We start from the raw sequence: 2,103 nt of genomic DNA on the forward strand, positions 1-2,103 counted from the left end.
CGGGCGCGATGGACCTGGGAGAGAAGATGAACAAGAACGAAAAGCCGGCCGCAATGCGCAGGCAAACCAAAGCGGGGCATGGCATGCGCCGTCTGGCATTCTGGCTACTGACGCTGGCGGCACTGATGCTCGGCTTGGGCACACGTCCCGCGTTCGCCGCGGGAACCATCAGTTGCTCGGGAACGGCGCAGACGGTGACGCTGTCGATGCCGTCCTCGGTGACGATCCCGCGCGATGCCGCGGTCGGCACCCTGCTGACCGGCTGGTTCAGTACCTCGAACGTTCCCAACTACTACACATGCACGGTATCGGGTGTGGTCGTCGCTGGCATGGTCTTTGAACCGCAGTCGCTGACCAAGGCCGGCATGACCGTGGCCGGGCCAAGTGGTGCGACCTATACAGTCTGGAATACCAATGTGCCTGGCGTCGGTGTCGCGATCGGTGTGACGACTTACGCGAACCAATGCGGAACCCAGCCCTGGATCGATCTTTCCAAGTCGACTGCTTCGCAGATCCCCCTCCCATGGGCAGGCTGGGTCTGCAACACGAGCGGCATCGTTACTTCGATCACCAACGGTGGCCAGGTCCAGGCGGCGCTGGTCAAGACTGGTCCGATCACGGCGGGCACCGTGACGGGCGGCGTGCTGGTCGTGGGAGCGTCAGCAACGGGCACCGGTGGTAGTGCCCCCTATACGGTCGCCGCCTCGCCCCTCGTATCGTTCTCGCTAACCCCGACCATCGTCAACGTCGCGGCGTGCACCACGCCGAACGTGACGGTCAACATGGGTTCACCCCTGCAGTCGGAATTCACGGGTATCGGCTCGACCAACAAGCAGGCCGTCTCGCTCAACGTGGCGGTCAACGCCTGCCCGACAGGCCTGAACTCGATCCAGTACCAGTTCATCCCGGTCAATGCCGTACTCGACAGCACCAACGGCGTGCTGGCGCTGTCGAGCGGTTCGACGGCCACCGGTATCGGACTGCAACTGAAGGACGGCAGCGGCAACGCGCTGAAATACAACACGCAGTACACACTGACGAGCTACAGCAAATCGACAGGCGGCTCCTACACGATCCCGCTCACGGCCAGGTACTACCAGACGGCCGCCAGCGTGAAGGCCGGCAGCGCGAACGCGGTGCTGACCTTCACCATGACGTATCAGTAGGCCGCGCACAGCGAACCTCGATGTCTGCGGAGGCGGCCCGGACTTGCGCGGGCACGCCCGGACGCGCGGTCGCATCGGTCGTTCGACTGCTCACCGGGCCCCTGGGTAAAAAAGCAAGGGCGCCCTCGGGCGCCCTTCATGCAACTGAACTCCGGACCGCGCAGCGGCCGTCAGTTCGTCCGCGAATTGTGCTTCTGCAGATACGCGATCAGCCCGGCGATCCCGCCCGACGCGAGCTGGCTCTTGAACTGGCCCTGGTAGACCTGGATCAGCCACGCGCCCGACATGTCGATGTCGTAGATCTTCCAGTCGTTACCGACCTTGCCGAGACGATAACCGACCGACTGGCTGTCGCCCGGCGTCGTCACCGTCGACTGCACGAGCGCGTCGGCGCCCGACGCGCCGCCGGCCTTGAACGAGAACTTCGCATCCTGGCTGCCGAGCTGCGCGAGCGACGCGGCGTAGGTGCGCGTCATCAGCAGCTTGAACTGCTTGTACAGCTCCTGTTGCTGATCCGGCGTCGCCTGCTTCCACGCGTCGCCGACCGCGATGCGGGTCGTGCGCTCGAAATTCGTCGCGGGCAGGAAGCGCTGCTCGACGACCTGCGTGACCTTCGTCATGTCGCCGCCGCGTGCCGACGGATCGGCCTTCATCGCGGTGACGGTGCCCTCGACCGCATTGCGGACGATGTCGACCGGCGCGCTCTGCGCGAAAGCGGAAACCGACACGGCGGCGGCCGCGAGGAAAGCAAACAGATGACGTTTCATACGAATATCGCGCTCAATGGGAAAAAACGGCCGGCTCCTTGCATCGGCCGGTGCAGCAAAGTATACCGGGCCTGACGCCCGGTTGCCGCACCGTGACCGACTGTTACCTTTCAGCTGCGTTTGTCACAGGCGCGGGCCGGGGCGCGGCTGTCATACCCGGATTCAGATGT

At 64.5% G+C, this 2,103-nt stretch carries 2 protein-coding genes; one reads left to right on the forward strand and one right to left on the reverse strand.

Going from position 1 to position 2,103, the window contains the following annotated elements; genetic code table 11:
- A partial coding sequence (locus VL15_RS43365; RefSeq protein ID WP_063778229.1) for a fimbrial protein occupies window positions 1-1,166 on the forward strand: 1,166 nt, incomplete at its 5' end.
- 170 nt (window positions 1,167-1,336) lie between these two features.
- Here the strand turns inward: VL15_RS43365 and VL15_RS34240 are convergent.
- Window positions 1,337-1,933 (reverse strand): MlaC/ttg2D family ABC transporter substrate-binding protein, encoded by a 597-nt coding sequence (locus VL15_RS34240; protein WP_048251229.1) that lies wholly within the window; start codon window positions 1,931-1,933, stop codon window positions 1,337-1,339.
- Window positions 1,934-2,103: the final 170 nt, after the last annotated feature.

Origin of the sequence: Burkholderia cepacia (assembly GCF_001039005.1) — a bacterium.
In the GTDB taxonomy this organism is placed as follows: Bacteria; Pseudomonadota; Gammaproteobacteria; order Burkholderiales; family Burkholderiaceae; genus Burkholderia; species Burkholderia theae.

Bases quoted from the DNA above. Each gene is read 5' to 3' on its own strand.
- VL15_RS34240 (WP_048251229.1), bottom strand. From the start codon at position 1,933: ATGAAACGTCATCTGTTTGCTTTCCTCGCGGCCGCCGCCGTGTCGGTT.